The organism is Streptomyces sp. NPDC104581 (assembly GCF_055583685.1).
The window spans coordinates 161,954-184,348 of sequence record NZ_JBVJNN010000008.1 but is presented as its reverse complement, the minus strand read 5'-3'; the positions used below and the strand labels follow the sequence as shown (position 1 = coordinate 184,348).

The following is a 22,395-nucleotide window of genomic DNA, read 5'->3' as shown; positions in this document are numbered from 1 at the left end:
CCGTGCACCATGGGGGTATGAGCGGGATCGTAGGCGTCGCTGACGTCCAGGGCACGGTGGCCGCGGGCTTCGAACCCGTCAAGGACGCCTTCGTACGGAACTTCCGGGAACGCGGTGAACGGGGCGCCGCCGTCGCCGTGTACCGCGACGGGCACAAGGTCGTCGACCTGTGGGCCGGCACGCGCGACGTCGACGGCGCGGAGCCGTGGGCCGTGGACACCGCGCAGATCGTCCACTCCGCCACGAAGGGCGTCGCCGCCGCCGTACCGCTGCTGCTGCACCAGCGCGGGCGCATCGACCTGGACGCTCCGGTGGGCACGTACTGGCCCGAGTTCAAGGCGGCGGGCAAGGAACGGGTGCTCGTACGGCACCTGTTGTCGCACCGCGCGGGCGTCCCCGTGCTCGACCGGCCGCTCGGCCCCGCCGAGGCGCTCGACGGCGAGTCGGGCGCCCACGCCCTCGCCGCGCAGCGGCCCGTCTGGGAGCCGGGCACCGACCACGGCTACCACGCGTACACCTACGGCTGGCTCGTCGCCGAGCTGGTGAGACGCGTCACGGGCCGCTCGGTCGGCCGGTGGATCGCGGACGAGATCGCCCGCCCGCTCGGCCTGGACTTCTGGATCGGACTGCCCCCCGAAGAGGCGCACCGGGTGGGCCGGATCGGCCGGATCGAGGAGCCCGCCGGTGGCGGTGGCGAGCTGCGGCTGCGGGTGAAGCGCTCGGTCGCCGAGGCGTACAAGGACCCGGAGTCGCTCACCCGGCGGGCGTTCGGCGCGGTCGATCCGCTGCCGGACCTCAACAGCGCCGCCTACCGCGCCGCCGAGATGCCCGCGAGCGGCGGCATCTCCACCGCGCGTGCGCTGGCGCGCTGTTACGCGGCGATGATCGGCCCGGTCGACGGGCCGGGGCGCGGCTACCGGGGCGGCCAACGGCTGTTCGCCCCGGCGACACTGACCCTCGCCCGTACCGAGGAATCCGCCGGCCCCGACCGGGTGCTGGTCGTCGGCACCCGCTTCGGCCTCGGCTTCATGCTGCACGGCGCGGGCGCGCCGCTGCTGGGCCCCGGCTCCTTCGGGCACCCCGGGAGCGGCGGCTCACTCGGCTTCGCCGACCCCGAGTCGGGCATCGCCTTCGGCTACGTCACCAACGGGATGCGGAAGGGAGTGACGGCGGACCCCCGGGCCCAGGCCCTGGTGCGCGCCGTCAGATCGGTCGCATGATCGTCGCATGAGGCGATTCGAGAATCACGGTGTGCTGGTCACCGCGGCCGGGCGCGGCATCGGCGAGGCGATATCCCGGCGGCTGGCCGCCGAGGGCGCTCGGGTGCTGATCACGGACGTGGACGGTGAACGGGCTTCGCGGGCGGCCGAGCCGGTCGACGGGGCGGAGCCGTACGTCTGCGACGTGGGCGACCGCGCGTCGGTCGAGGCGGCCGTGGCATACGCCGTGGAACGCTTCGGCTCGCTCGACGTCCTGGTCAACAACGCTTACGCGTGCACGGTGGACGCGCCGCTCTTCGAGGACGAACCGGACGAGCACTGGGCCCGCGACCTCGATCTCACCCTCACCGGCGCTTTCCGCTGCGCGCGGGCCGCGCTGCCGCACCTGGTGGCCTCGGGGCGCGGCGCGATCGTGAACATCGGCTCGGTCAACGGCGAGCAGGACTTCGGCAACCACGCCTACAGCGCGGCCAAGGCGGGCCTCGCGAGCCTGACCCGCACCCTGGCGGGCCACGCGGCACCGCGCGGGGTCCGCGTCAACCTCGTCGCGCCCGGCACGATCCACACGGAGGGCTGGCGGGGCCGCGAGGCCAACCTGGAACGCGCGGTGCCCCACTACCCGGCGGGCCGGGTGGGGCTGCCGGACGACATCGCGTCGGCGGTGGCGTTCCTGGCGTCCTCGGACGCCGGCTGGATCACCGGTGTGACGCTGCCGGTGGACGGCGGGATCCTGACGTCGAACCTGGGGCTGCGGCGGGCGCTCAGGGGGGAGTAGCGCCCTCGCGGACCGGCGGCCGGGCCCGGCGCGCGCCGGAGCGTCCGGGAAAGCGATGAGTTCCGCCCGCCGGCCGGGGCCCGGTCACGAACCGACCACCGGGCGGCCCCGGCCATTCCCCGGGGTCCGACCGATGCGTTTCGGCCCGTCCGGGCGTCATACCTACGTCACCGACCGAAAGTGACCCCGCGAGTTCTACGCAAGGACGGCACCATCATGGTCACCACCCGCACACTCGACGTCCCCGGCGCGCACCTGCGCTACGAGGTACGGGGCTCCGGCCCCGTACTGGTCGTCACCGGCGCGCCCATGGGCGCCACGCACTTCGCGCCGCTGGCCGACGCGCTCGCCGACGGGTACACCGTCGTCACCCACGACCCCCGCGGCATCTCCGGCAGCACGCTGGACGACCCCGAGCAGGACTCCACCCCCGAACTGCGGGCCGACGACCTCGCGGCGATCCTGGACGACCTCGGGGCCGGGACGGCCGATGTCTTCGGCAGCAGCGGCGGCGCCGTGACCGGCCTCGCGCTGGCCGTACGGCACCCGGCGCGGGTGCGGACCCTCGTCGCGCACGAACCGCCCGTGCTGGGGCTGCTGCCCGACGCGGACGAGCGGCTCGCGGAGACGGACGACATCGTCGGGACGTTCCACCGGGAGGGTCCCGGGCCGGCGTTCGCGAAGTTCATGGCCTTCGCCGGACTGGACACCGGCGCCGAATCCGGCGCCCCGGCCGAGCCGCCCGCCGAGCCCTCCGCCCAGGACATGGCGGACGGGGCGCGCTTCCTCGGCCACGAGCTGCGGGGCACCGCCCGCTACCTGCCCGACATCGAGGCGCTGAAGGCCGGCCCCGCCCGCGTCGTGATCGGCGTCGGCGCGACGTCCGGCCCCCTGGTCACGTACCGCACCTCGGTGGTACTGGCCGACCGCCTCGCCTCGGCCCCGGCCGAATTCCCGGGCGGCCACGGCGGGTTCATGGAGGCACCGGGGGACTTCGCGGAGGTGCTGCGGAAGGTGCTCGTAGGCTGAGGCAGCCGCCCGCACCGGGTGCGTCCGCCGTCGAGAGGGCCCGTACATGTCCACGCCGACCGCGTCCCGGCTTGCCGCGATCCTTCGAACCGCCGGAGTGCGGGCGGGCGTCGACGGATACGAGGCGCTGAGTGGCGGCACGTACAACTCCCTCTACCGGGTCCGGCTGGACGACGGCGGGCGGCTGGTGCTGAAGCTGCCGCCGGAGGACGGGGCGCCGCGGCTGACGTACGAGGGTGAACTGCTCGTCAACGAGGGCGAGTTCTACCGGGCCGCCGGGGGTGTGGCGGTGCCCGTGCCCGAGGTGGTGCGGCTCGCGGCGGACTCGCTGCTGATGACGGAGGTGCCGGGGGACCCGTGGTCCGCCCTGGCGAACGGGACCGGGGACGCGGAGTACGACCGGCTGCGGGGTGAACTCGGCTCGTACGTGGCCCGGTTGCACACCGTCACCGGTACGCGCTTCGGGTATCCGTCCGGGGCCGTTGCCACGGCCGGGAGCTGGCGGGAGGCGTTCACCGCGATGCTGGAGACGGTCCTCGCGGACGCCGGGCGGTTCGGGGCGAGGCTGCCGGTGTCGGGTGAGCGCGTGCGGGAGTTGGTACGCGACGCCGTACCGGCGCTGGACGAGGTCACCGTGCCCGCGCTCGTGCACTTCGATCTGTGGCAGGGCAACATCCTGCTGACGGGTGAGGCGGGGGAGCGGCGGATCGGTGGGCTCGTCGACGGCGAGCGGATGTTCTGGGGCGATCCGCTGGCGGAGTTCGCGTCGCTCAATCTGTTCGGCGAGCCCGAGGACGACCCGGCGCTGCTGGCCGGCTACCGGGCGGGTGGCGGCGCCGCGGACTTCGACCGGTCCGCGCGGCTGCGCATGGCGCTCTACCGCTGCTATCTGTACCTGATCATGCTCGTCGAGGGCGTACCGCGCGGATACCCGCCCGCGCGGACCGCGGTGACCCGCAGGACCGCCGGGACCGCGCTGATCCTCGCCCTCGGGCTGATCTCCACCGCCGCGTAGGAGATCAGCCGCCGGGCGTGGGCATGCCGCCCTGGAGGCGTTCGCGGTCCGATTCCCGTACCTGGATCACGAACAGCGCGATCACGGCCGACACGGCGGCGAACACCGCCGCCACGACGAACGCGTTCGACACACCGTGGGCCAGCACCTCGTCGCTCCACGGTTTCGGCAGCGAACCCGTCTTCTGGAACGTCATCTTCTGCGCCGGGGTCGCGTGCGCCAGGAAGTCCGGTACTTGGCTCTTCGCCTCGTCCCTGCTGGCGGTGCCGAACACCGTCACCAGGATGGACAGTCCCAGCGAACCGCCCACCTGCTGTGTGGCGTTGAAGACGCCGGAGGCCGCGCCTGCCTCGGACTGCTCGACGCCCGAGAGGGCCATCAGGGTCAGCGACACGAACTGGAAGCCCATACCGAGACCGAAGACCAGCACCGGCCCCAGCAGGCTGCCGAGATAGGTGCTGTTGACGTTCGTCAGCGTCAGCCACGAGAGACCCCCGGTGGCCAGGAGCGCGCCGGACACCATGAACGGTTTCGGGCCCCAGCGCGGCAGCAGTTGTGAGGCGAGGCCCGAACCGATGGCGATGATCACACTCACCGGGAGAAAGGCGAGACCGGCCCGGAGCGGGCTGAAGTCGAGGACCTCCTGCACGAACAGCGTCAGGAAGAAGAACATGCCGAACAGCGCCGCGGCCAGGCTCAGCATCATCCCGTAGACACCCGCGCGGTTGCGGTCGCGGAACATCCACAGCGGGGTGATCGGCTGCCGCGAACGCCGCTCGATGACGATGAAGAGAGCCAGGAGCACCACGGCGGCGGCGAAGGACCCGAGGGTCAGTCCGTTGGTCCAGCCCTCCTCGGAGGCCCGGATGAAGCCGTAGACCAGACACACCATCCCCAGCGTCGCGGTGAGCGCGCCGATGACGTCGAAGTGGCCGGGGCGCGGCTCGGACTCCTTGATGAAGCGGGGCGTCAGGGCGATGATCAGCAGCCCGATCGGCGCGTTGACGAAGAAGATCCACCGCCAGTCCAGCCACTCCACCAGGATGCCGCCGGCCAGCAGCCCGATCGCGCTGCCGCCCGCCGAGACCGCCGCGAATACACCGAACGCCCTGTTGCGCGCGGGCCCTTCACGGAACGTGGTGGTGATCAGCGACAGCGACGTGGGGGAGGCGATCGCGCCGCCGACGCCCTGGAGGGCGCGGGCGGCCAGCAGTTGCCACGACTCCTGGGCGAAGCCGCAGAGCAGGGAAGCCAGCGCGAAGAGCGCCACACCGGACATGAAGACCCGGCGCCGTCCCAGGATGTCGCCGAGGCGCCCGCCGAGCAGCAGCAGCCCGCCGAAGGTGAGCGTGTAGGCGTTCACCACCCAGGACAGGTTCTGGGTCGAGAAGTCGAGCGCGCTCTGGATGTGCGGGAGCGCGATGTTCACGATGGTGATGTCCAGAACCACCATCAGCTGGCACGAGGCGATGATGGCCAGTGCGATTCCGTTGCCGCGGTCCCCGTCGGGGGCGGCGGCACTCTTCGTGGTGGTCGGTGGCGGCGTGCCCTGTGAATCAGTCATAGGTGTGGGGTGGTGGAACGGGGTGGAGCGCGCCCTCGGACAGGGAGCGCCGTCGTTCACCGGATTTGACTCTAAGTGGGGCGAACCGGACCCGCGACTCGGCTGCGACCGGGCGCGCCCGCCTCCACCGCCGCGCCCGCCTCCGCCGCCGCGCCCGCCCCGGCTTCGTGGTCGGCGAGGGCGCGGTCCACGAAGGCCGGGGCGGAACCCGTGTAGCCCGCCGGGTCGGTGAGGGCGCGCAGCCGCTCGTCCCCGATCAGCTCCGCGACCGCCGGGTCGGTCTCCGTCAGTGCCTGCGCGAGGGGGATGCCCGCGCCCGCCGCGAGCCGTTCGGCGGCGCCGAGCAGTTCTCCCGCACGGGCCCGCCCGACGGCGGGGGCCAGGGCCGTGGCGAGCCGTTCGGCGGCGAGCACCCCGTGGGTGAGGGCGAGGTTGTCCCGCATCCGGTCGGGGAAGACGCGCAGGCCGTGGACGAGTTCGGCGGCGTCGCGGGCGGCTCCGCCGGTCAGCCGCAACAGCTCGCGCAACGGCTGCCACTCGGCGTGCCAGGGACCGGCCGGGCGTTCGTCCTCGGCGACGAGCGCGCCCAGCAGTACGGAGGCGAGCGCGGGAGCCTGTCGTGCGGCGGCGGCGATCAGGGCGGCCCGCACCGGGTTCCGCCGGTGCGGCCGGGCGCCCGGACCGGCGCCGCGCGCCTCCGCGACCTCGCCGATCTCCGTCCGGGACAGCACGAGTACATCGGCGGCCACCTTGCCGAGCGCGCCCGCGGTGAAGGCGAGGGCCGAGCCGAGATCGGCGACCGGGGTACGGAGGGTGTGCCACGGCAGCGCCGGTTCGGCGAGCATCAGCCGGTCGGCGTACGCGGCGAGCAGACGCACGCCGGTGTCGGCCTCGGGGGTGGTGGCGGGGCTGTCGGAATCCCCGGCGTCCGCGTCGGCGTCGGTGCCGGTGCCGGTGCCGGTGCCGGTGCCTGTGTCGGCGTCCGCGTCCGCGTCGGCGTCGGTGGCGGTTCGTGTGCCGGTTCCTGTGCCTGTCCCGGGGCCGGTGGCCGGTCCGGGCCCGGGCGCGCCGCGGCTCTCCGTCGTGGCCCCGGCCGAGTGGTTGGGGGCCGCGCCCGGCAGATCGTAGATCGGTTCGTCCGGCGCCGGGCCGATCCCCGGGCCGGGCTCGGCGTCCGCGTCCGGGACGGGGCCGGTGGCGGGCGGATAGTCGGGCAGCGGTTCGGGAGGGCTGTCCAGCGTGGTGTCGAGCGGGCCCGTCAGATCGTAGACGGGCTCGCACGACGCGGCGGTGGAGGTCCTGCCCGGCGCCCCGTCCACCGTGATGTCGTCCGGCGCGAAGGCCGCCAACGTACCCGCCTCACCGCCCAGTTGGGCCGGGAGCCGGACGGCGGCCAACCGGGCGCGGGCGGCCCGTACCGAGGAGAGCCAGCCCGCCGCCCGCAGACCGAACGTCGTCGGGGCCGCGTGCTGTGTGAGCGCGCGCCCCACTGCCGGGGTCGTACGGTGCGCCTCGGCCAGAGCGGCGAGCGCCTCCGCCGTACGGTCCAGGTCCGCCAGGATCCCGGGCACCGTACGGGCGGCGACCAGCATCATCGCCGTGTCCACGATGTCCTGGCTGGTCGCGCCCCGGTGCACGTACCGCACCGTGTCCGCGTCCGGCCCCGCCCTCGTGTCCGCGTCGGCCACCGCCGCCGTCAGATCCGCCACCAGAGGGGGCACCGGATCGCCCGCCGAGCGCGCCCGCAGCGCCACGTCCCGTACGTCCAACCCCTCGGCCGTCGCCGCCACCACCGCCGAGACCGCGTCGGCCGCCGCCTCCGGGGCGAGACCGACCGCGGCCTGCGCCTGGACCAGCGCCGCCTCGGCGTCGAGCATCGCCCGGAGGAACGCGGTGTCGCCGGTCGCCGCCTCGGCCTCGGACCCCGCGCGGCCGGGCGAGAGCAGACCGGCGTCGTCGGTGTGCCCGGCCGGCTCGGTGCGGTCGCCTGACCCGGCGCCCTCGGTGTCGGTGTCTGTGCGGTCGTCGGAAGTCTCGTGGGTCAAGGAAGACCGCCTCCTCGGTACGTGCCGGGCACGGGCCCGGCCCTGCTGGTACCAAGGTCTCCCGCCGACCCCCGCCGGGCGAGGCGAGCGGTGCGCCGGCCAGCCGTTCCGGGCGCTGCGGACGGGCGACGGCGATGGATGTTTAACACCCTTTGACAAGGTCTGGGTACGGGACTGATTGAGTGAATGAACCCCGCGCGAGCAGGGCTCGGAACGGCACCGTCAGGAAGTGAGCCGTGATGAGGACCAAGACCGGTCGGGGGCACAGGGTCGGCGAAGGGCAGTGACCGGGGCACGTGGAACGGACGGAACACTCCGTCACATCGCCGTCGTCGGCACCTCGCTCGCCGGTGTACGCGCTGCGGAGGCGCTGCGCCGACTGGGTTTCGAGGACCGGCTGACCCTGGTCGGCCGGGACGCCGACTTTCCGCCGTATGACCGTCCCTCGCCCGCCCAGGCCGTACTGACCGGCGGGTACATGGACGGTTCCCGGCTGCCGGTGGCGCCGGATCTCGACGCCGAACTGATGATGAACACGACGGCCGAAGGGCTCGACCTCGGCGGGACTTCCCCCGGCAGCACGTCCCCGGGTACGTCCGGCATCCCCCGTACGTCCGACGCCCCCGGTGCATCCGATACCGGCGGCCCCGCCGCCCGCGGCGGCACGCTGAGGCTGTCCGCCGGCCGGACGCTGGACTTCGACGGGCTGGTCATCGCGACCGGCGCCGAGGCCCGGCTGCCCGCCGGTCTGGAGAACGGGCACCCGGACGTGTTCGTCCTCCGTACCTTCGAGGACTCCCTGGCACTGCGCGCCGCCCTTCTCAACGCACCACGGGTGGCCGTGATCGGTGCCGGATTCGTCGGCTGCGCGGTCGCCTCGCACTGCCGGTCCCTCGGGCTCGACGTCACCGTCATCGAGGAGGGCTCCGGCCCGCTGGGGCGCGTCCTCGGTACGGCGATGGCGCGGGAACTGGCCGGGCTGCACCGCGACCACGGCACGGTCATGAAGACCGGTGCCTCGGTGGCCGCGCTCCACCCCGACGGGGTCGAGCTGGCCGACGGCAGCCGCGTACCGGCCGATGTGGTGGTCGTCGCGGTGGGCCGTGAGCCGCGCACCGAGTGGCTGCGGGGGAGCGGTCTCGACGCGGAGGGCGGGGTACTGCTGGACGCGACATGCGCGGCGGCGGGCGCCTCGCGTGTCGTCGCGGCCGGTGACGTGGCCCGCTGGTTCAATCCGCTGTTCGGCGCGGTGATGCGGGTCGGGCGGCGCGGCGACACGGTGGAGCAGGCCGCGGCGGCGGCCGACACCCTGCTCGCGGACGGCAGGAACGCGGCGCTCTTCGAATCCGTGCCGTACTTCCGGTCGGAGCAGTACGGGACCACGATCCAGTTCGTCGGGCGCGGGAACGGAGTTCCCCACGTCGTCGGCGGGACGCTCGCCGAGCGCCGGTTCGTCGCCGTCTACACCGACGGGCAGCACATCACCGGGGCGCTGTGTGTGAACAGGCCCTCCCAGCTCATCCGCTTCCGGCGGATGGTGGCGGCGCGTGCGCCCGCGGCACTGGTGCTCACGCCGGAAGGCGGCCAAGTCGGCACGCTCGCGGGGAACTTGACCGCCTGTGAAGAGGCTTCCGCCGCTCCTCAGACCGCGTGACGCGTGAGCATGGCGCGTGACGTGGGTGGTGGTGTGTGGGCGGCGTCCAGGGCGCGGGGCCGGGCGGCAGCGGACGGTGCCGCCCGGCCTGCCGGTGCCGCCCCCGGTCCGCCCGCCCAGCCGGTTACGCCGCGGCCCGGTCGCCCGTCGGCCGCCGGCGGAGCGAGGCGTCGGCGAGCACGGGCGGGCGCCAGGCGCCGTCCGGCTGGTAGATGTTCGTCCCCGGCGGCACGATCTCGTCGATACGGTCCAGTGTCTCGTCGTCCAGGCTGAGCGACGCCCCCTTCAGCAGACCGTCCAACTGCTCCATCGTGCGCGGTCCGGTGATGACCGACGTGACGGCGGGGTGCGCGACGGTGAAGGCCACCGCCAGCTCGGGCAGCGAGCAGCCGATGTCGTGCGCCAGCCCGATGAGTTGCTCCACGATCTCCAGCTTGGTGATGTTCACCGGCAGCGACGGGTCGAACCGCGCCGGGGTGAGCGCCGCGCGGCCCGTGGTCATGTCGATCGCACCGCCCATCCGGTACTTCCCGGTGAGGAAGCCGGAGGCGAGCGGGCTCCAGGTCAGCACACCCATCCCGTACCGCTCGCACACCGGCAGTACGGACGTCTCGACGCCGCGCGCCAGGATCGAGTACGGCGGCTGCTCCGTCCTGAACCGCATGAGCGCCCGGCGCTCGGCCACCACATGCGACTCGACGATCTCCTCGGCGGGGAACGTCGAGCAGCCGAACGCGCGGATCTTGCCCTGCCGTACGAGATCGGTCAGCGCGGAGAGGGTCTCCTCGATGTCGGTCGTGTGGTCCGGGCGGTGGATCTGGTAGAGGTCGATCCAGTCGGTGCCCAGCCGCTTCAGGCTCTCCTCCACCTCCCTGACGATCCAGCGCCGCGAGTTGCCGCCGCGGTTGCGGCCCTCGCCCATCGGGAAGTGCACCTTGGTCGCGAGCACGACGTCGTCGCGGCGGCCCTTGAGGGCTTTGCCGACGATCAGTTCGGACTCACCGGCGGAGTACATGTCCGCCGTGTCGAGGAAGTTGACGCCCTGGTCGAGGGCGGCGTGGATGATTCGTACGGAGTCGTCGTGGTCACTGTTGCCGACGGAGCCGAACATCATGGTCCCGAGGCAGTGGACGCTCACCTCGATTCCGGTGCCGCCGAGAGTGCGGTATCGCATGTCGTGCTCCCTTGCTGGTCAGGGCCCCGCTGGGGGGTACGCGGGCACTCTAGGACTTGGAGTGCGATCGAGGTCAAGACGCGACGGGCCGTCAGGAGGGCCTGCGCCGACAGGTCCCGGGCCGGCACGGTCGTCCCGGTCCCCGCGGCTGCTTCCCCATACTTTGGTCACCCCCGCGGATTCCTTCGGCCGATGCCCGCCCCGGTGCCCGCTTCCTAGCCTCGGCGTATGAAGCCAACCGCCAAGGACCGCGACGCCACCGTACTGGCCCCAGGGCTCTGGATCGTGCCGGCCTTCGCCGCGATCGGAGCCGTCGTCGGCTGGCTGGTCAAACTCCTCGCCAACTGGCTGGTGACCCTGCGCTGGGCCCCGATGAAAGGCCCGGCGGAGCTGCTGAACTCGATTCCCGAGCCCTGGCTCACCGTCCTCGGCGTGACGGCGGGCCTGCTGCTCGGCGTGTTCGTGGCGTTCATCGCGCTGCACGAGGCGCTGACCGTCCGGCTGACCGACACCCATGTGACGCTGACCATCCGCGACGAGTCCCAGGAGCTGCGCGGCGCCGATGTCGGGCCGGTCTTCCTGGACGGCAAGTTCCTCGTTCTCCTCGGCCACCACGCCGAGGAGATGGCCCGCGAGCCCAGTGACCTGAACGCCGGGGAGCTGGCCGCCGCCTTCACCGCCCACGGCTACACCTGGGCCGCCGAGGACCCGTACAAGGACGACTTCCGGCTCTGGGTGCCGGACACCCCGGGGCTCCCGGTCGGCGCGAACGCGCTGATGAGCGCCCGCGCGACGGCGATGCGGAAGACGGGTACGGAGGAGGATGTCAGGGCGCTGCGGGGCGAGTTGAACCGGCTGGGGCTGGCGGTCCGCGACGAGAGGAAACGCCAGTACTGGCGGCTGCCGCGGCGGCCCTCCGCGTAGCGGGCGCCCGCCGGGACCGCCGTACCCGGGGCCGGGTCCGGGCCGGCGCTGGGCCGGTGACGGCATCACCGCCAACGCCGTCCACCCCGGCGCCGTCCTGTCGAACCTGACCCGCCACATGAGCCAGGACGAACTGGACAAGGCCATCGCCTCCGGCTACGCCTTCAAGACGCCCGAGCAGGGCGCGGCCACCTCCGTGCTCGTGGCGACGTGGCCGGGGCTCGAAGGGATCGGCGGGCGGTACTTCGAGGACTGCCAGGAGGCGCGTCTCCACCGGGAGGGCGACTCGGGCGGGGTCGCGGCGCACGCGCTGGGCCCCGTGGCGGCCGAGCGGCTGTGGCAGGTCTCGCTCGACATGCTGGCGTCGGCGCCCCGCGCCCGACCCTCCCCGCCGTCAGGCCCCGGCCTCCTCCAGCAGCCGTACCGTCTCCGGATACGGACCGGTCCGCGCCCATTCGAGCGGTGAGCGCCCGCTGCCGCCGTCCTCGCGCAGCCGCGGATCGGCGCCGTACGCGAGCAGTTCGCGCACGGCCCCCGCGTGCCCCCAGCACGCCGCCCCGCACAGCGGCGTGCCCTCCGTGCCGTCCCCGCTCTCGGTGTCGGGCAGCGCGCCGGCCGCCAGCAGGAGGCGTACGGAGTCGGTGTCCCCGTGTACGGCCGCCGCGTACAGCGGAGTCGACCCCTCGGAGTCCCACGTCTGCGCCGGCGCCCCGCCCCGCAGCAGCGCGGCCACCTCCCCGCCCCTGCCGAGCCTCGCGGCCCGCACGAGCCGCCGCGACAGCTTCTTGCGCCGCCTGCTGTTCATCCCGGTCCCTTCCCCCGCCTCAACTCGTGTGCAGCATCAGCCCGATGCCGATCACCATCAGGCCGGCCGCCGCGACGCGGTGTGTGCCGAAGCGTTCCTTGAAGAACAGCGCACCTATCGCCGCGCCGACGATGATCGACGATTCGCGGAGCGCCGCGACCGGGGCGAGGGGGGCGCGGGTCTGGGCCCAGAGCACCAGGGCGTACGCGCTCACCGACAGTGCCGCGCCGAGGAGTCCGAGGCGGGCGTGGGGGCGGAGTTGGGTGAGGAGCCGGCGCCGGCGTGCGAACAGGGCGTAGAGGGGGATCAGCGAGCCCTGGAGGATCATCAGCCAGCCGATGTAGCCGAGCGGGGTGCCCGACTCGCGGACGCCCACCCCGTCCACGACCGTGTACGCGGCGATCGAGACCCCCGTCGCGACCGCGGCGGTCAGCGCGGGCCACCGCGGCTTCGCCTCCGCGCTCCGCACGCCCCACAGGGCCACGCCCACCAGGCCCGCCGAGGCCACGGCGACGCCGGTCGCCTGCCGGCCGTCCAGGGACTCGCCGACGAAGACCGCCGCCAGGACGGTCACCAGCAGTGGCGCCGTACCGCGGGCGATCGGGTACATCTGGCCGAAGTCGCCGAGACTGAACGACCGCATCAGCAGCGCCTGGTAGCCGACGTGGACGACCGCCGAGACGATCAGGTACGGCCACGCCCCGGCCGCCGGGAACGGGGCGAAGCACACGGCGACCGCGCCGATCAGGGCCCCGCCCCCGGCGATCAGGGTGAAGGCGACCACCTGGTCCCTGATGGTGTGCGCGATCGCGTTCCATACGGCGTGGGTGACGGCGGCCAGGAGGACGGCGGCGGCGACGGCCGGGGTCACCCCACGCGCTCGCGGACGTCGACCAGCGTGCCGCCGGCGTACGCGACCAGGCTCTCGGGGGCCATCGGGAAGACCGTGTGCGGGGTGCCTGCCGCCGCCCACACCATGTCGTGGTCGAGCAGTCCCCGGTCGGCGAGCACCCGGGTGCGGGTGCGGTGGCCGAAGGGCGGTACGCCTCCGATCGCGTAACCGGTCGTCTCCCGTACGAGGTCCGCACGCGCCCGCTTCACCGCCCCGGCGCCCAGCTCCTCCCGTACGCGCTCCACATCGACGCGTGAGGCGCCGTCCATCAGTACGAGGACCGGGACGCCGTCGGCCTCGAAGACCAGCGACTTGACGATCTCGCCGAGCGAGCAGCCGATGGCGGCGGCGGCCTCGGCCGCCGTGCGGGTGGCGTCGGGGAAGGCGCGGACCCGGCCGGTCAGGTCGTCGAGGCCCAGTTCGCGCAGGGCCTCGACGAAACGGGGATGGGCGGCGGGGGCGGCGTCGGGCGCGCGGTCGGGGTGGGTCATGACGGGCACGGTAGCGGCCGGGGAAGCGGCGGTGCGAACGTCTTTCAGCGGCGTTCAGTCACGCGGGTGGGCCCGTCGTACCGGCCGCCCGCAGCCTCTCCGCCAGCGCGCCGCAGCGCTCCGCCAGCTCGGGCGGGTCGAGCACCTCGAAGTCGTGCCCCAGCAGCAGGACATGCATCAGGACGGTGTCGAGACGGGCGCCGCCGCTGAGCACCTCGCAGCGTCCGTCCGCCCGTTCCTCCACGACGGCCGCCGCCCCCGGGATCTGCTCGCGCACCCGGGCCGCCGGCGCGTGGACGAGGAAGCGGGCCCGGTGCGCGTAGACCCGGCTCGCCACGCCCTCCTGCACGTACGCCGCCGCGTCGGGCGCGTTGCGCGGGCGGAAGCGCCAGGTGCGCGGCGACACCCCGGTCATCCGGTCGACGCGGAAGGTGCGCCAGTCGTCGCGGTCGAGGTCGTAGGCGAGGAGGTACCAGCGCCGGTCGGAGGCGACCAGGCGGTACGGCTCGCACCGGCGCCGCCGTGTCCCACCGCCCGAGGGGTAGTCGAAACCGGTCTCGACCTCGTCGCGGCAGGCCCTGGCCAGCGTCATGAGCACGTCCGGGTCGACCGGCGACCGGCCGCCGCCGAAGAACGCCACCGAGCCGGAGAGCGCGCGGACCTCGTGCCGCAGCCGGACGGGCAGCACCTGGTCGAGCTTGGTCAGCGCCCGGAGCGCGGCGTCGCCGGCGCCGGTGACCGCGCCGCCCGCGCCGACGAGCAGCGAGACCGCGGTGGCGATCGCCTCCTCGTCGTCGAGCAGCAGCGGCGGCAACTCCTGCCCCGCGCCCAGTTGGTAGCCGCCGCCGACGCCCTGGCCGGCCCGTACGGGATAGCCGAGCACGCGCAGCCGCTCGACGTCGCGGCGTACGGTGCGCGTCGTGACGCCGAGCCGCCCGGCCAGCTCGGGGCCTGTCCAGACCTGCCGCTGTTGCAGGAGCCCGAGCAGGGTGAGCACCCGCTCGGTCGTGCCCCGCTCCGTCGTACCCGCCCCGTCGTCGCCCGCCGCCGTATCCATGGCGACACCCTGACAGAGAAGGCGGACCGATCCTGTCCGCCATGGGTGGCAGGGTGACCCGTGAACGCGGACGGGACCCACCACGAACGGAGCCATCCCCATGAGCCACCGGATCCAGATCACCTTCGACGCACACGACCCGGGGGCGCTGTCGTCCTTCTGGCGCGACGCGCTCGGCTACGTCCACCCGGCCCCGCCCGGGGTCGACCTGCCCGAGGGCGCCGACGTGCTGGCCGCGTGGGACGATTTCCTGGCGCGGATCGGCGTACCGGAGGACCAGCGCAACGCGCGGTCGGCCGTCGAGGACCCGGACGGCGCGGGCCCGCGGCTGTTCTTCCAGCAGGTACCGGAGGACAAGGTCGCCAAGAACCGCGTCCACCTCGACGTGCGCGCGGCCCCCGGGCTGGAGGGAGAGGCGCGGATGGCCGCGCTGGAGGCGGAGTGCGCCCGGCTGACCGCGCTGGGGGCGACCCGCGTACGCCGCGACGAGCCGGCCCCGCCGCTGAGCGCCGGGTTCATCGTGATGACCGACCCCGAGGGCAACGAGTTCTGTCTGGACTGAGGATGCGGGCGTAAGGCGGGCCGCCGTGTCGGGCGCGTCCTGACGCGACGCCCGGAGACGGTCCGCCCCCGGTCCGTCACCCCGCCGCGAGGACCGCCGCCACCACCGGGCCCGCCGCGTCGCCGCCGTGGCCGCCCGCCTCGACGCTCGCCGCCGCCGCCAGGTCGTCCTGGAAGCCGGTGAACCAGCTGTTCGACGTGGCCTGTCCGTCGACCTCGGCGGAGCCCGTCTTCGCGCCCTTGTCGCCGCCGAGCGCGGACATCGCCTCCTTGCCCGTGCCCCACGAGGCCGTCGCGCGCATCATGTCGCGCAGCTGCTGGCCCACCGCGCCCGGCAACTGACGCTCGGCCACCGCCAGTTGGCGGTCGTCGAGGTCGCGCGGGACGATGATCGGCTGGCGGAACGTGCCGTCCTTCGTGGTGGCCGTGACGGACGCGATGTTCAGCACGTTCATCTGGACCGTGCCCTGACCGATGTACTGCGCCGCGGCGCCGCCCCCCGCGGACTCCGGCACACTGCCGTCCGCCGACGCTATGCCGGTCTGCCAGTTCAGCCCGAGACCGAAGACCTCACGGGCCTCGGCGGGCAGCGCGTGGTCGTCCTTCGTGTCGTCGATCAGCTTGATGAAGGCGGTGTTGCAGGAGCGGGCGAAGCTCTGGGTGAAGGTGCCGCCCTCGATGTCGAACCGGTCCAGGTTGTGGAACGAAGTGCCCTGGTAGAGCACCGTCTCGGGGCACTCGGCCGGCCGGTCCGCGCCGACCAGCCCCTTCTCCAGCAGCAGCGCCGCGGTCACTATCTTCATCGTCGACCCCGGCGCCTGCTTGCCGAGCATCGCCGCGTTGAAGCCGTCCTCACGGTTGTTGGCGACGGCGACGATCTCACCGGTGCTCGGCTTCACGGCGGCGACGGACGCCTCGTCGTACTTCTTCACGGCCTGCTCCGCCGCGCCCTGCACCTTGGCGTCGAGTGTCGTCCTCAGCTCGCCGGCCCTGCCCTTGGAGAGCGTCAGCAGTGTCGTACGGGGGGCGCTGTCCCCTTCGCTCTGGATCCAGGTCTCGACGCCGGACTTCCCGCCCGCCTTCTCCCCGTACTTGTCGCGCAGCTGGTCGAGCACCGGCGCGAGTGACGGGTACTTCTCGGCGGTCAGCTCGGTCCCGTTGCGGTCGACGGCCTTGATCGGCGGCTTGGCGGCCTCGCCGGTGACCAGGCCGGTGTTCTTCGTCAGCTTCGGATGGATGACCGTGGGCGCCCAGTCGACCAGCGGCTTCCCGCTGGTCAGGCCACGGACGACGGTCAGCTCGGAGGCGTACGACAGGGGCTTGCTCAGCCCCTCGAACTTCACGGTCGCCGCCACGGTGAAGGGCACCTTCGCGCCCGTCGCCTTCCCCGGAGTGATCACGGCGTCGGTGATGTGCGCCTGCTCGCCGTACCCGGCGACGGCTTCCTTCGCGGCGGCCGGATTGTTGGTGTACGTGGCGGCGAGCCCGGGGTCCTCGCCCTCGGCCCACGCCGTCAGGAACCGCTCGGCGGCGTCCTTGACCTCTTCCGCGCTCAGCGGCCCCGTACGGACCTCGGCCGACGCCGACCGGGTCTCCGTGCTCCCGTCACCGGCCAGCATGTCGTACGCCCCGTATCCGATACCGCCGGCCACGACGGCGAACACGCCGCCGACGATGGCGACCTTCGCTCCACTGCGCATGGGTGCGGACCCCTCCCCCCAGGAGAGCCCCCGCACGTCCGAACGTGTGCAAGGGGCAATTGTTTCGCACTCTACGGGACGCCGGTGGATGCGGAAGGTCCCGTTATCGGACCGCGATGAGGGCCCACCCCCGGCCCCACCGCCGGCCACACTCCCGGGCCGGACCACCGATACGGCCGCCGGCGCGACCGCCCGAACCGTCTCGGCGCGACCGTTGACACGCCTGATTCCGCGAACGTAGCGTAAGGACTAGTCGTCTAGACTAATTTGAGCCCGCCGGGCCATGACGCGGAGGTGACCATGGAATCGCTGACATCGCATCTGAAAGAAGCTCGCTACGAGCTGGTCGAGATTCCCGAGCCGATGGGCCCGGTCGCCGTGACCGTGGACCGGCGCAAGGTCCTCGACCACGCCTACAGCGAGGACGACTTCGGGTCGTGGTACTTCCAGGACTCCCCGTTCGGCGGCCCCGTGGGACACCCCCTCGTACTCGCCAACGACCTGCTGTTCCTCTTCTACGAGAAGTACGACGGCAACACCGCCCAGGGCCTGCACACACACGAGCACCTGACGTTCCACTCACCGGTACGGGTGGGTGAGACGGTCACGATCGAGGGCGGCTACACGCAGAAGTACGAGCGCCGGGGCCAGGGCTATGTCGTCCTGGAGGCCGAGGCGCGCGGCGCCGACGGGCGGCTGCTGGTGCGCCACACCGGCAGGGAGATCATGCGGACGGTCGCCGGTGAGATCACCGGACAGAACCGCACGGCGGGCGACGTACGGTCACGCACCGTGCTCGGCACGGTGGACAGCACCGTCCCCGCCCTCGACCGCGCCCGCCTCGACGCCCCCGCTCGCGCGGCCCTGCCGCGGCGGACGACGGTCTTCACCCAGGACCAGATGTCGGTGTTCTCCTGGGCCGGGCGCGGTTACGCCAACGTGCACACGGCCCCCGAGAAGGCCGCCGCCTCCGGCCTGGACCGCACGATCGTCCAGGCCCAGCAGCAGACCGGTTTCATCATCGCCAACCTGATCGACGTGTTCGGGAAGGCGTTCTTCACCTCGGGCGAACTCGACCTCCGCTTCGTCTCCCCCGCCTTCGTCGGCGACGAACTCACCGCGGGCGGCGCCGTCGCCGGTGTCACCGGCGACCGGCTCGAACTGGAGGTCTGGGTCGACAAGGCCGACGGCACCCGTACCGCGCTCGGATGGGCGTCCGCCCAGGTGGACACCGACCCGGAGCGCCCCACGCGCCTGGTCTGACCCGCGAATCCCCGCCCCCGCACCCCCGTCCCCACACGTCAGTGAGATCGACAACGGAGTCATCCATGGCGCAATCAGCCACCGCCCCGCCCACCACCGAGCAGGAACGGACCAAGCTCGCCAAACGAGCCGCCGTCGCCAGCCTCGTCGGCACCGCCGTCGAGTGGTACGACTACTTCATCTTCGGCACCGCGTCCGCCCTCGTGTTCGGGGAGCTGTTCTTCCCCAACGAGGACGACCCGATCATCGGCACCCTCTCGGCGTTCGCCGTCTTCGGTGTCGGCTTCTTCGCCCGCCCCGTCGGAGGGGTGGTCTTCGGACACTTCGGTGACAAGTTCGGCCGCAAGGCGGCCCTGGTCACGACGCTGATGCTGATGGGCGTCTCCACCTTCCTCATCGGCCTCCTGCCCACCACCGACCAGATCGGGATATGGGCGCCGATCCTGCTCGTCCTGCTGCGGCTCGTCCAGGGATTCGGCGTGGGCGGCGAGTGGGGAGGCGCCTCACTGGTCGCCGTCGAGTACGCCCCGGCGCACAAACGCGGCGCCTACGGCAGCTTCCCCCAGATCGGCAACGCGGTCGGGCTCGTGCTCTCCACGGGCATCTTCGCGATCGTCTCCACGCTGCCCGACGACGCGCTGATGAGCTGGGGCTGGCGCGTGCCGTTCCTGCTGAGCGCCGTACTGATCGCCGTCGGCCTGTTCATCCGGTTCAAGCTCACCGAGACCCCCACCTTCCAGGCGGCGCAGGAGGAGCTGGAGAGGCAGCCGGCCGAGGAGCAGGCCCGGGAGCGCATGCCGATCACCGACCTGTTCAAGCGGTTCAGGAGGCCCCTGCTCCTGGCCATGGGCATGCGCCTCGGCGAGGCGGTCTTCGGCTACATCATCCTCACCATCGGTCTCACGTTCGCCGAGAACTACACCGACATCCCGCGCACCCATGTCCTCGTCGCGAGCAGCGTCGCCGCCGCGCTCGCCGTCTACACGTACTACTTCTTCGGGAAGCTGTCCGACCGCATCGGCCGGCGCACGGTCTTCATCATCGGCTCCCTCGTGGGCGTGGTCGTCACGTTCCCGTTCTTCTGGGTCCTGGACGCCGACGCGCTGGTGCTGATGTACGTGGCCTACGCCGTGGCGTACGCGATCGGCGTGGGCGCCGTCTACGGCGTCGAACCCGCCTTCTTCGCCGAGCTGTTCAGTACGAAGGTGCGCTACACGGGCCTCTCCCTGGCCGCGCAGATCCCCAGCGTCCTGATCGGACTGTGGCCGCTCGCCTCGACCGCCCTGCTGGCGGCGACCGGCGGAGACCCCTGGCCCATCGCGGCCATCACCGTCGCGGCCCTGCTCATCGGACTGGTGTGCGCGTATCTGGCCCCCGAGACCAACCGCATCGACATGACACGTGTCGGTGACGAGACGGAGAAGGCACGATGACGGAACCGAACCCCCGTCCCTGGCGGGACCTGACCGACCCGCGCCGCGCGGGCGCGACCGACCGGCTCGAAGAGGGGCTCAAGGAGCCGGAGTTCGAGAACCTCGACATTCCCGAGGCGCTCGGCACCGTGCGCGTCGTCGTCGACGACCACAAGATCAAGCGGTACGCCTTCACCCACGACGACCACTCTCCCTGGCATCTGACGGAGAGTCCGTTCGACGGGAGGCGCGTCGGGCACGCGGCGCTGCTGGGCAACGACCTCGTGCAGCTGTTCACCCTCGTCTACGCGGCCAGCCAGGTCGTCGGGTACCACACCGAGGAACAGATGTGGTTCGACAGCCCGGCCGTCCTGGACGAGGTCGTCACCCTCAGCGGCACGTACACCGAGGCGTACCGGCGGCGCGGCGAGGGCTATGTCGTCATGGAGGCCACCGCCACCGGCGAGGACGGGCGGAGCATCGTCCGCCACCGCGGTGTCGAGATCCTCAAGACCGACCCCGGCGCCATCGGCGGACGCGGCTCGGCGGAGCCCGAACGCCGCGTCACCGGCGAGGTGCCGGACGGCGCGCGGACCGTGGGCGCGCTCGGCCCGGACGTACGGCCCGGTGACGTACTCGCCCCGCTGCGCAAGACGGTGACCGCCGAACAGGCCGCGGTCTTCAGCCGGGTGGGCGAGTACGTGCGCAACATCCACAACGACATCGACGTCGCCCGCGCGGGCGGCCTGCGGGTGCCGATCGTGCAGGGACAGCAACAGTTCGGCGTACTGGCCCAGTTGCTCACCCTCCGCGCCGGTCCCACGTTCCTCACCGGCGGCTGGCTGCGGGTCAAGTTCCTCGCTCCGCTGGAGGTGTTCGAGCCGTTCACCTCGACCGGCGTCGTCACCGCCGTCACCCCGGTCGACGACGGGCTCCGCGTCGACCTGGAGGTCTGGGTACGCCGCGACTCCGACAACCGCCTCCTCACCGCCGGCTGGGCGGCCGTGACCGTCCCCGCGCCCTGACCGGGCCCCGGGCCCTCTCCCACCGCTCAACGACCGCACCACCGCACCGACACAGAAAACGGGATCTTCGCAGATGAGCACTTCCAAGACCGGCGGCCAGGTCGTCGTAGACATGCTGACCTCCCTCGGCGTCGAGTACGTCTTCGGCGTCGTGGGCGGCCAGACCCTCGCCATCACCGACGCGATCATCGACACCCCCGGCATCCAGCTCGTCCACACCCGGCACGAGAACGCCGCGGCCGTGATGATGGACGCCTACGGCAGGCTCACCGGCACCCCGGCCGCCTGCATCTCCACCACCGGACCGGGCGCCACCAACCTGCTCACCGGTGTCGGGGGCGCCTACCGCGACTCCAGCCCCGGCTTCGTCCTCACGTGCAACAACAACGGCGAGAACATCCACAAGGACGACGCCCAGAACGCCGACCACGTCGAACTGCTCAAGCCGCTGGTCAAGTACTCCCGGCTGGTGGCGCACAGCTCGTCCATCAAGCAGGCGATGGAGGAGGCGTACGTCAACGCCCTCACCGGCAACCCCGGCCCCGTCCACCTCGACTTCGCCCGCGACACCATCGAGGGGCAGGTCACCGACCCGCCGGCGGTGCCCGACGTCCACCCCAGCCGCGCGTGGGTCACCGAGCGGCCGACCGCCAACCCCGTCGCGCTGGCCAGGGTCGCCGAACGGGTGCTGCGCGCCGAACGGCCCGTCATCTGGCTCGGCAACGGCGGCAACCGCGCGCGGGCGAGCGAGGACGTACTGGCGCTCGCCGACGCGCTCGGCATCCCGGTCGTCACCACCTTCAACGGCATCGGGTCCGTGCCGACCACCCATCCGCTGGTCTTCGGGGCCGTCAGCCGGATGGGCACCACGCTCTCCGGCGAGGTCCTCGGCGACGCCGACCTCGTCATCGCGCTCGGCAACAGCCTCAACGCCGTGTCGACCACCCGCTGGCGGCGCGAACTGCCCGAGGTGATCCAGGTCGACGTCGAGCCGGCCATGATCGGGCGCTACTACTCCGAGATCACCCAGGGTGTCGTCGGCGACCTCGGCGCCTTCGCCCGCGACCTGGTCACCGCGACCGCCGGGCACGCGGCCGGGGCGAAGGCCGGCCGCGCCGAGTGGCTCAGCTCGCTCGACAAGGCGCGCACCGACTGGTGGCGGGGCTCCGAGGTGGCGGACACCGCCGCCGAGGGCCCGCTGTCCCCGGCCGACATCGTCCGCACTCTGCGCGAGGTGTCCCCCGAGGAGACGCTGCTGATCCCGGACGCCGGGAACCCGGGCGTCTGGTCCTTCCTCTGGGAGATCCAGCGGCCGGGCACCTACATCAAGCCCGTCGGCTTCGGGAACATGGGCTTCGCGCTGCCGTCGGCGATCGCGGCGTCTTTGATCGACCCGCGGCGCCCCGTTCTCGCGCTGATCGGCGACGGCTCCCTCGGCATGAGCATGGGCGAGATCGAGACGCTCGCCCGCGTCGGCGGCAACGTCTGCGTCGTGGTGCTCAACGACTCCAGCTACGGCAACATCCGCCAGGAGCAGGAGCTGCACTTCGACGGGCGCACCACGGGCGTCGACTTCGGCACCGTCGACTTCGGCATGGTGGCGCGCGCCATGGGCGTGGACGGCGAGGTCGTCACCGGCCTGGCCGCGCTGCGGCAACGGGTCGCGGACGCGTTCGAGGCCGGTGTGCCGGTGATACTCGACGTACCGATCGACCGTGCTGCCAACGCCTGGACGTTCCCGTCGTTCGTGGCGCCGAAGAAGTAGAAGCAGGGACAGGAGCAGGAAGCA

Annotated in this window: 19 protein-coding genes and 2 pseudogenes; 12 read left to right on the top strand and 9 right to left on the bottom strand. The window is 72.7% G+C overall.

The window, feature by feature from the left end:
- Positions 1-17 precede the first annotated feature (17 nt).
- From ACZ61E_RS10075 to ACZ61E_RS10060, 4 genes are all read left to right on the top strand, one after another.
- Positions 18-1,220, top strand: a complete 1,203-nt coding sequence (locus ACZ61E_RS10075; protein ID WP_469699081.1) for a serine hydrolase domain-containing protein — start codon at positions 18-20, stop codon at positions 1,218-1,220.
- A gap of 7 nt (positions 1,221-1,227) precedes the next feature.
- Complete coding sequence (locus ACZ61E_RS10070; protein ID WP_469699080.1) at positions 1,228-1,995, top strand: SDR family NAD(P)-dependent oxidoreductase; 768 nt, start codon at positions 1,228-1,230, stop codon at positions 1,993-1,995.
- 216 nt (positions 1,996-2,211) lie between these two features.
- Positions 2,212-3,024: an alpha/beta fold hydrolase gene (locus ACZ61E_RS10065; protein WP_469699079.1), complete on the top strand. Its 813-nt coding sequence runs from the start codon at positions 2,212-2,214 to the stop codon at positions 3,022-3,024.
- 46 nt (positions 3,025-3,070) lie between these two features.
- Positions 3,071-4,039: a phosphotransferase family protein gene (locus tag ACZ61E_RS10060; RefSeq protein ID WP_469699078.1), complete on the top strand. Its 969-nt coding sequence runs from the start codon at positions 3,071-3,073 to the stop codon at positions 4,037-4,039.
- 4 nt (positions 4,040-4,043) lie between these two features.
- On the opposite strand, the gene ACZ61E_RS10055 is transcribed toward ACZ61E_RS10060, so the two are convergent.
- From ACZ61E_RS10055 to ACZ61E_RS10045, 3 genes and pseudogenes are all read right to left on the bottom strand, one after another.
- The gene (locus ACZ61E_RS10055; RefSeq protein ID WP_469699077.1) at positions 4,044-5,603 is read right to left on the bottom strand and encodes an MFS transporter; all 1,560 of its coding nucleotides are present in this window, start codon (positions 5,601-5,603) and stop codon (positions 4,044-4,046) included.
- 71 nt (positions 5,604-5,674) lie between these two features.
- Positions 5,675-6,493 (bottom strand): annotated as a pseudogene (locus ACZ61E_RS10050) (lyase family protein); the annotation flags it as partial.
- 447 nt (positions 6,494-6,940) lie between these two features.
- A pseudogene (locus ACZ61E_RS10045) lies at positions 6,941-7,549 on the bottom strand (lyase family protein); the annotation flags it as partial.
- 382 nt (positions 7,550-7,931) lie between these two features.
- On the opposite strand from ACZ61E_RS10045, the gene ACZ61E_RS10040 reads away from it, so the two are divergent.
- Positions 7,932-9,302, top strand: coding sequence for an NAD(P)/FAD-dependent oxidoreductase (locus tag ACZ61E_RS10040; protein WP_469699076.1), 1,371 nt, complete (start codon positions 7,932-7,934; stop codon positions 9,300-9,302).
- Between the two features lie 124 nt (positions 9,303-9,426).
- Here the strand turns inward: ACZ61E_RS10040 and ACZ61E_RS10035 are convergent, their stop codons facing one another.
- The gene (locus ACZ61E_RS10035) at positions 9,427-10,476 is read right to left on the bottom strand and encodes an aldo/keto reductase (RefSeq protein ID WP_469699075.1); all 1,050 of its coding nucleotides are present in this window, start codon (positions 10,474-10,476) and stop codon (positions 9,427-9,429) included.
- Positions 10,477-10,704: 228 nt separating this feature from the next.
- Between ACZ61E_RS10035 and ACZ61E_RS10030 the strand changes: the two genes are divergently transcribed.
- On the top strand, positions 10,705-11,400 hold the full coding sequence (locus ACZ61E_RS10030; RefSeq protein WP_469699074.1) for a YqeB family protein: 696 nt from the start codon (positions 10,705-10,707) through the stop codon (positions 11,398-11,400).
- Between the two features lie 118 nt (positions 11,401-11,518).
- Positions 11,519-11,866: a hypothetical protein gene (locus ACZ61E_RS10025; RefSeq protein ID WP_469699073.1), complete on the top strand. Its 348-nt coding sequence runs from the start codon at positions 11,519-11,521 to the stop codon at positions 11,864-11,866.
- Here the strand turns inward: ACZ61E_RS10025 and ACZ61E_RS10020 are convergent.
- Genes ACZ61E_RS10020 through ACZ61E_RS10005 form a run of 4 tightly spaced genes read right to left on the bottom strand, consistent with a single transcriptional unit; the run spans position 11,795 to position 14,645 of the window.
- On the bottom strand, positions 11,795-12,205 hold the full coding sequence (locus ACZ61E_RS10020) for an ankyrin repeat domain-containing protein (protein WP_469699072.1): 411 nt from the start codon (positions 12,203-12,205) through the stop codon (positions 11,795-11,797). The genes ACZ61E_RS10025 and ACZ61E_RS10020 overlap by 72 nt on opposite strands.
- 19 nt (positions 12,206-12,224) lie before the next feature.
- Positions 12,225-13,076 carry an EamA family transporter gene (locus ACZ61E_RS10015; RefSeq protein ID WP_469699071.1) on the bottom strand — a complete coding sequence of 284 codons (852 nt, stop codon included), beginning with the start codon at positions 13,074-13,076 and terminating at the stop codon, positions 12,225-12,227.
- Entirely contained in the window at positions 13,073-13,588 is a 516-nt protein-coding gene (locus tag ACZ61E_RS10010; RefSeq protein WP_469699070.1) for a YbaK/EbsC family protein, read from the bottom strand. The genes ACZ61E_RS10015 and ACZ61E_RS10010 overlap by 4 nt, the downstream gene beginning before the upstream one ends.
- Before the next feature lie 58 nt (positions 13,589-13,646).
- The gene (locus tag ACZ61E_RS10005) at positions 13,647-14,645 is read right to left on the bottom strand and encodes a helix-turn-helix transcriptional regulator (protein ID WP_469699069.1); all 999 of its coding nucleotides are present in this window, start codon (positions 14,643-14,645) and stop codon (positions 13,647-13,649) included.
- 100 nt (positions 14,646-14,745) lie between these two features.
- Here ACZ61E_RS10005 and ACZ61E_RS10000 point away from each other — a divergent pair, with 100 nt between their 5' ends.
- Entirely contained in the window at positions 14,746-15,207 is a 462-nt protein-coding gene (locus tag ACZ61E_RS10000) for a VOC family protein (protein WP_469699068.1), read from the top strand.
- Between the two features lie 76 nt (positions 15,208-15,283).
- Here ACZ61E_RS10000 and ACZ61E_RS09995 read toward each other — a convergent pair whose 3' ends face one another.
- Positions 15,284-16,906, bottom strand: a complete 1,623-nt coding sequence (locus ACZ61E_RS09995; protein ID WP_469699067.1) for a penicillin-binding transpeptidase domain-containing protein — start codon at positions 16,904-16,906, stop codon at positions 15,284-15,286.
- A gap of 300 nt (positions 16,907-17,206) precedes the next feature.
- Here ACZ61E_RS09995 and ACZ61E_RS09990 point away from each other — a divergent pair, with 300 nt between their 5' ends.
- From ACZ61E_RS09990 to ACZ61E_RS09975, 4 genes are all read left to right on the top strand, one after another.
- A complete protein-coding gene (locus ACZ61E_RS09990) occupies positions 17,207-18,169 on the top strand; it encodes a MaoC/PaaZ C-terminal domain-containing protein (RefSeq protein WP_469699066.1) in 963 nt (320 codons plus the stop codon).
- A 65-nt stretch (positions 18,170-18,234) separates the two neighbouring features.
- Positions 18,235-19,602, top strand: coding sequence for an MFS transporter (locus tag ACZ61E_RS09985; protein ID WP_469699065.1), 1,368 nt, complete (start codon positions 18,235-18,237; stop codon positions 19,600-19,602).
- Positions 19,599-20,606 carry a hypothetical protein gene (locus ACZ61E_RS09980; RefSeq protein ID WP_469699064.1) on the top strand — a complete coding sequence of 336 codons (1,008 nt, stop codon included), beginning with the start codon at positions 19,599-19,601 and terminating at the stop codon, positions 20,604-20,606. Before ACZ61E_RS09985 ends, ACZ61E_RS09980 begins: the two co-directional genes overlap by 4 nt.
- 73 nt (positions 20,607-20,679) lie before the next feature.
- On the top strand, positions 20,680-22,371 hold the full coding sequence (locus ACZ61E_RS09975) for a thiamine pyrophosphate-binding protein (RefSeq protein WP_469699063.1): 1,692 nt from the start codon (positions 20,680-20,682) through the stop codon (positions 22,369-22,371).
- Positions 22,372-22,395: the final 24 nt, after the last annotated feature.